Raw genomic sequence first — 5853 nt, 5'->3', positions numbered from 1 at the left:
CGCCCCGATAGCTCAGTGGCAGAGCACTTCCATGGTAAGGAAGGGGTCGTCAGTTCAATCCTGACTCGGGGCTCGCGGCATCCAATCTGCAGAGCGGATGCCTCGCGGCAGGGTAGCTCAGTTGGTGAGAGCGCACGACTCATAATCGTGAGGTCGCGGGTTCAAGCCCCGCTCCTGCTACAGATCGAAGCCCCCGGATTTCCGGGGGCTTTCGTTTTCGCACGGCACCCGCCGTCCTTGTCTCATGCGAAGGTTTGCCACTTCTTTCACACCCTGGTCTCCGCAGGAGTGAATGAAGTTACCTACCGTGGAAGGAGTTCTCTGGACAGGAGGTGACGAGATCGGCGCATCGGTGAATCCCCCGGTCGAGGATCGGGCTGGACCTCGGCCACGCCGGGCGGCGTTCTTCGTGTCCGACAGCACGGGGATCACAGCTGAGACGCTCGGCAGCGCGCTGCTCGCGAACTTCCCCGGTGTCACCTTCCAGCGGCATACGATTCCGTTCGTCGACACCGTGTCGGGGGCGCGTGACGTCGCACTCGATCTCCGGAGATCAGCTGAGGCCGGCGCGGAGCCGATCCTGTTCGCCACGGTCAAGTCGTGGGAGATCCTCGAGGAGCTTGCCGGCTCGGGCGCCGTCGTGATCGACCTGCTCGGCGGGCACCTCCGTGAGCTCGAGGCCGCTCTGGGCAGCACCGCCTCGGAGCAGCTGGGGCAGTATCACGGCGTCGGCGACATCGAGCGCTACTTCGCGCGGATGCGCGCCGTCGAGTACGCGATCGAGCACGACGACGGGCAGAGCATGCGGGCCCTCGACATCGCTGACGTGATCATCGTCGCGCCGTCCCGCTGCGGCAAGACGCCGACGACGATGTACCTCGCGTTGCAGTACGGGCTCCTCGTGGCCAACTACCCGCTGACCGACGACGACTTCCCCTCCGACGGACTGCCGAGAACCGTCGCGCCCTTCGTCGAAAAGTGCTTCGGGCTGACGACCACCCCGTTGCGCCTGAGTCAGGTGCGGCACGAGCGCCGGCCGAGCTCGACGTACGCCAGCCTCGCGCAGTGCACCCTCGAGCTGCGCCGCGCCGAGGACCTCTATCGCCGCAACCGCGTGCCGTTCCTCAACTCCTCCACCAAGTCCGTCGAGGAGATGTCGGCCGTGATCATGCAGTCCATGCGATTGCGTTCCTGAGCCCATTCACCGCCCTGCGCGCTTCACCCACACTGATCGGGACACGAAATGACGAACAACATCCTCTGGTTCACCGAGATCGGCATGCACGACATCGGCCAGGTCGGCGGCAAGAACGCCTCTCTCGGGGAGATGGTGAGCAACCTGTCGGGCGCGGGGGTGAGCGTTCCCGGCGGCTTCGCGACGACCGCCGACGCGTACCGCGATTTCCTCGCCGCCGGCGGCCTGTACGATCGCATCCGCTCGACGGTCGAAGCGCTCGACGTGTCCGACGTCGCGGAGTTGGCCCGTGTCGGGGCGAGCGTGCGCGAGTGGATCGAGAACCAGCCGCTGCCCGCGCCGTTCGAGTCCGACATCCGCGCCGCGTACGCCGCGCTGGTCGAGAGCGATCCGCAGCCGGAGTCGGTGTCGTGGGCGGTGCGATCCAGTGCGACGGCAGAGGATCTGCCGGATGCCTCGTTCGCGGGGCAGCAGGAGACGTTCCTCAACATCAGCGGGATCGAGAACATCCTCGCCGCGGTGCGGAGCGTCTTCGCCTCGCTCTACAACGACCGGGCGATCGCCTATCGCGTGCACCACGGCTTCGACCATCACGAGGTGGCGCTGTCGGCGGGAATCCAGCGGATGGTGCGATCGGATGTCGGAGCCTCTGGGGTGATGTTCACGGTCGACACGGAGTCCGGGTTCGACCGTGCCGTCTTCATCACGAGCTCCTACGGGCTCGGCGAAGCGGTGGTGCAGGGCGCGGTGAACCCCGATGAGTTCTACGCCTATAAGCCTGCGCTCCGTGAGGGACGTCCGGCGATCCTGAAGCGATCGGTGGGGGAGAAGGCCGTGAAGATGGTCTACGCCGACGGGACTGCGGCAGGGGCGAGCACGGTCTTCACCGACGTCCCGCCGGCCGATCGCGCGCAACTCAGCATCACCGACGCGGAGGTGGAGGAGCTCGGGCGTCAGGCGCTCGTCATCGAGGCCCACTACGGACGCCCGATGGACATCGAGTGGGGCAAGGACGGCGTCGACGGCAAGCTCTACATCCTTCAGGCGCGGCCCGAGACAGTCGTGTCGCGAGCCGACGGCAACGTCACTCGCCGATTCGTCCTCGAGGAGTCGGGAACGGTCATCACGGTGGGCCGGGCGATCGGTCAGAAGATCGGCGCCGGACCCGTGCGGGTGATGACCTCCATCGCGCAGATGGACCAGTTCCACGCCGGCGACGTGCTCGTGGCCGATATGACCGACCCCGATTGGGAGCCGATCATGAAGCTGGCGTCGGCGATCGTCACCAACCGGGGCGGTCGCACCTGCCACGCGGCGATCATCGCGCGCGAGCTCGGCATCCCGGCCGTCGTCGGAACCGGAGACGCGACGATCGCCCTGGCGGACGGTCGCGATGTCACCGTCTCCTGTGCAGACGGTGACGACGGAATCGTCTACGACGGGCTTCTCGCGTTCGAAGAGGTCATCACGCGACTCGACGAGATGCCCGAGAGCCCGACCAAGATCATGCTCAACGTCGGCACCCCCGACCAGGCGTTCGCGTTCTCCAAGCTGCCCAACAGGGGCGTCGGGCTGGCGCGGCTCGAGTTCGTCATCAACCGGCAGATCGGCATCCATCCCCGCGCCCTGCTGGACTTCGACTCCCTCGAGCCGGCGTTGAAGAGTGAGATCGCCGAGCGCATCGCCGCCTACCCGTCACCTCGCGAGTACTTCGTCCGCCGCGTCGCAGAGGGAGTGTCGATGCTCGGTGCCGCGTTCGCCCCGGAGAAGGTCATCGTCCGACTCAGCGACTTCAAGTCCAACGAGTACGCGAACCTCATCGGCGGTGAGCTCTACGAGCCTCACGAGGAGAACCCGATGATCGGGTACCGCGGTGCCTCGCGCTACATCTCCGCCGACTTCCGCGAGTGCTTCGACATGGAGTGCGAGGCGCTGCGCTTCGTCCGCGACGAAATGGGACTCACCAACGTCGAGATCATGGTCCCCTTCGTCCGCACCGTCTCAGAGGCGCGCGCGGTCATCGATCTGCTCGCGGAGAACGGGCTGCGCCGTGGCGAGAACGGGCTGCGCGTCATCATGATGTGCGAACTGCCGTCCAACGCGGTGCTGGCTGACGAGTTCCTCGAGTACTTCGACGGCTTCTCGATCGGCTCGAACGACCTGACCCAGCTCACCCTGGGCCTGGACCGCGACTCCGGGCTCGTCGCGGCGACCTTCGACGAACGCGACCCCGCCGTGCTGAAGATGCTCACGATGGCGATCGACGCATGCCGCCGCGCGGAAAAGTACGTCGGCATCTGCGGACAGGGACCGAGCGATCACCCCGACCTCGCCGAATGGCTCGTCGAACAGGGCATCGAATCCATGTCGCTCAACCCCGACACCGTCGTGGAGACCTGGCTGCGGCTGGCGCAGCGGACGGCCGCGGGCGTGTCCTGAACGCATCGCGGCGGGAGGGACTTCGGACGCCCCTCACGCGCCGATCGTGGAGACCAGCACCCCGCCCTCAGCCGGGAGCACCCGCCAGACGCTGCCATCGCCCTCGACCCGCAACCCGCCGTCGCTCACGATGAGGGCCGTGCGCTCGTCGATTCCGAGCGCGCCCGCGATGAGTCCGGATTCGACGGCGGCAACCAGTCGGGACAGCATGCCGCGCTGGGCGACGTGCACCTCGATGGCCACGTCGACGAGGCCGATGCCGGCCTCGATCTCCAACTCGCCACCCGCCTCGCCGGGGTCCTCGGGTGAGACGACCACGCCGCCGATGCGGGAGCCGCCTCCGAGCGACCCCTCCGCCGCGATCATCGCGCCGGCGGAGACACCGAGGTAGGGCACCCCTGCGGCGACCAGCCGGCGCAGCTCGCCGAACACCGGCTCGAGCCCGGCGCGTACGTCCTCGACGACTCCGCCGCCCACGGCGATGCCGTCGACGTCGGCGATCGCGTCGAGTCCGATCGGCTCGCCCGGCCGACCCGCCGTCAGGTGCACCTCGATCGCGGTTCCCGCTGCGGCTTGGGTCAGAAGCTCGCCGAGCGCCGCCGCCTTCTCCTCGGCTTCGGGATGAAGCGAGATCACCGCGATGCGGGGCCGCGGTCGGCCGGCCCGGTCTGCTCGTGACGCAGCCTCAGCGACGAACGGCACGTGGAGCGAGGCATCCGCGATCGTCGTCGCGCCGCCGCCGATGAGGTGCACGCTCACGCGGCATCCCCCGTTTCGACGATGAACGACGGTGCCGCAGCGGCGAACAGGTCCCGTGGGGCGATCTCGCGGCGGCTTCCGCCTGGGCCGGTGCCCGCATCGCTCGAGTCGAGGGTCATCCGAGGAGCCTACGCGAGCCTTCGGGTGGCTGCCGACCCCCGGTGACCGCCCGAACTGGCGACTCGCACTCGCCCTCCCGCCCGTCAGGTGAGCTGGCCCCGGACGATCGAGTCGCCGGAGTGGGCGGGGTCGCCGTCGACCGGCTCGACGGAGATGTCGACGATGCTGTACTCGTCGAGGTCGACGCCGTCGGGGATCACGAAGCTGCCCTCCGAGCCGTCGAGCACCCCCAGGCTGATGAGCGCGGCGGCATCGTTGCGAATGAGCCAGACCTCGCGGTAGCCGTCGTCGAGCTCGTCGCCGTCGAGGCTCACCAGGAGCGAGCGGGAGCCGTCCCGGGCAACCTCGACGTCCGCGGCGCCGCTGGCATCGGGATGGTCGGGGAAGGGGTCGAGCACGGCGGCCGCGACCACCGTGGGGGCCTGTGTCGACGACACGACCCACGCGCCCACGCCGATGCCAGCCACCAGCACGAGCGAGGCGGCCAGCGCCCAGAACGCCCGCAACCGCCGACGCGGCGCCGGGGTCTGCACTCGCGCGGTCTCCTGTGGCGAAGCTGCGCCGACTCCGGGCGCCTCCTCCTCGGCCGCAGCGACCCCGGATGCCTCGACCCCGGCCGAAGCACCGAGTCCGAGCTCATCGGCGACCCGCATCCAGACCCGGTCGGGCGGAGCCTCGAGGCCGCTGTCGTCGACCGTCGAGCGAGCGAGGAGCGCGGTGCGACGCAGGTCGGCGAGCTCGGAGGCGCAGTGCGCGCAGTCGGCGAGGTGCTCGGTCTCGGCGGCGCTCGCGACCGGCTCCCCGAGGGCGAGCAGGGTGAGCTGATCGAGGTCAAGGTGCGACATGGCTGACCTCCAATCTGTCACGCATGCGGAGGAGACTTCGGCGCAAGTGGCTCTTGACGGTGCCGAGGGGCATGTTGAGCCGGCGCGAGATCTGCTCGTGGGTGAGGTCGTCGTAGAAGGCGAGCCGCACGACCTGCTGGGCGTCGGGTTCGAGCCGGTCGATCTCGTTCGTGAGAAGGATCGTCGACACCACGTCGGTCGGCTCGCGCACCAGGTCGTCGGGAAGAGTCGTTCGCGCCAGTTCCTCGTGCAGCCGGCGGATTCGCGCTCGCGACTCGTGCATGTCGGCGATGCGCCGTCGGGTGATCGCGATCAGCCACGTGGAGAGTTTGCCCTTCGTCGGGGTGAACGACGCGCGGGAGGTCCACGCCGAGACGAACACTCGTTGGGTCACGTCCTCGGCATCGGTGCGATCGCCGAGGGACCGCAGCGCCAGGGTGAACACCACCGGCGACCAGCGGCGGTACACCTCGGCGAGGGCGGCTTCGTCGCCCG

At 68.6% G+C, this 5853-nt stretch carries 6 protein-coding genes and 2 tRNA genes; 4 read left to right on the top strand and 4 right to left on the bottom strand.

Annotation, left to right across the window (positions count from 1 at the left end):
* Position 1 precedes the first annotated feature (1 nt).
* The 4 genes from ACE3O1_RS14510 (at position 2) to ppsA (ending at position 3634) form a co-directional block, all read left to right on the top strand.
* Positions 2 to 73: transfer RNA gene (locus ACE3O1_RS14510), tRNA-Thr, on the top strand.
* A gap of 33 nt (positions 74 to 106) precedes the next feature.
* Positions 107 to 180 (top strand) — tRNA-Met (locus ACE3O1_RS14505).
* A 172-nt stretch (positions 181 to 352) separates the two neighbouring features.
* Positions 353 to 1195, top strand: a complete 843-nt coding sequence (locus ACE3O1_RS14500; RefSeq protein ID WP_374316244.1) for a pyruvate, water dikinase regulatory protein — start codon at positions 353 to 355, stop codon at positions 1193 to 1195.
* A 48-nt stretch (positions 1196 to 1243) separates the two neighbouring features.
* Positions 1244 to 3634 (top strand): phosphoenolpyruvate synthase, encoded by a 2391-nt coding sequence (gene ppsA, locus ACE3O1_RS14495; protein WP_374316243.1) that lies wholly within the window; start codon positions 1244 to 1246, stop codon positions 3632 to 3634.
* 33 nt (positions 3635 to 3667) lie between these two features.
* Here ppsA and ACE3O1_RS14490 read toward each other — a convergent pair whose 3' ends face one another.
* The 4 genes from ACE3O1_RS14490 to ACE3O1_RS14475 all read right to left on the bottom strand — a co-directional run.
* Entirely contained in the window at positions 3668 to 4393 is a 726-nt protein-coding gene (locus tag ACE3O1_RS14490; RefSeq protein WP_374316242.1) for a Type 1 glutamine amidotransferase-like domain-containing protein, read from the bottom strand.
* Positions 4390 to 4512, bottom strand: a complete 123-nt coding sequence (locus ACE3O1_RS14485) for a hypothetical protein (protein WP_374316241.1) — start codon at positions 4510 to 4512, stop codon at positions 4390 to 4392. Before ACE3O1_RS14485 ends, ACE3O1_RS14490 begins: the two co-directional genes overlap by 4 nt.
* A gap of 84 nt (positions 4513 to 4596) precedes the next feature.
* Positions 4597 to 5358 (bottom strand): anti-sigma factor, encoded by a 762-nt coding sequence (locus ACE3O1_RS14480; RefSeq protein WP_374316240.1) that lies wholly within the window; start codon positions 5356 to 5358, stop codon positions 4597 to 4599.
* Positions 5345 to 5853 (bottom strand): RNA polymerase sigma factor (locus ACE3O1_RS14475; protein ID WP_374316239.1); only part of this gene is annotated, 509 nt, incomplete at its 5' end. The genes ACE3O1_RS14480 and ACE3O1_RS14475, both read right to left, overlap by 14 nt.

The organism is Microbacterium sp., assembly GCF_041909575.1.
In the GTDB taxonomy this organism is placed as follows: Bacteria; Actinomycetota; Actinomycetes; order Actinomycetales; family Microbacteriaceae; genus Microbacterium.
Note: the sequence above shows the minus strand (reverse complement) of the source record. Positions and strands in the feature narration are given on the sequence as shown.

What these genes read in the sequence shown, in the direction of transcription:
- ppsA (WP_374316243.1), top strand. Translation starts at nt 1,244, where the DNA reads ATGACGAACAACATCCTCTGGTTCACCGAGATCGGCATGCACGACATC.
- ACE3O1_RS14480 (WP_374316240.1), bottom strand. Translation starts at nt 5,358, where the DNA reads ATGTCGCACCTTGACCTCGATCAGCTCACCCTGCTCGCCCTCGGGGAG.
- ACE3O1_RS14485 (WP_374316241.1), bottom strand. Translation starts at nt 4,512, where the DNA reads ATGACCCTCGACTCGAGCGATGCGGGCACCGGCCCAGGCGGAAGCCGC.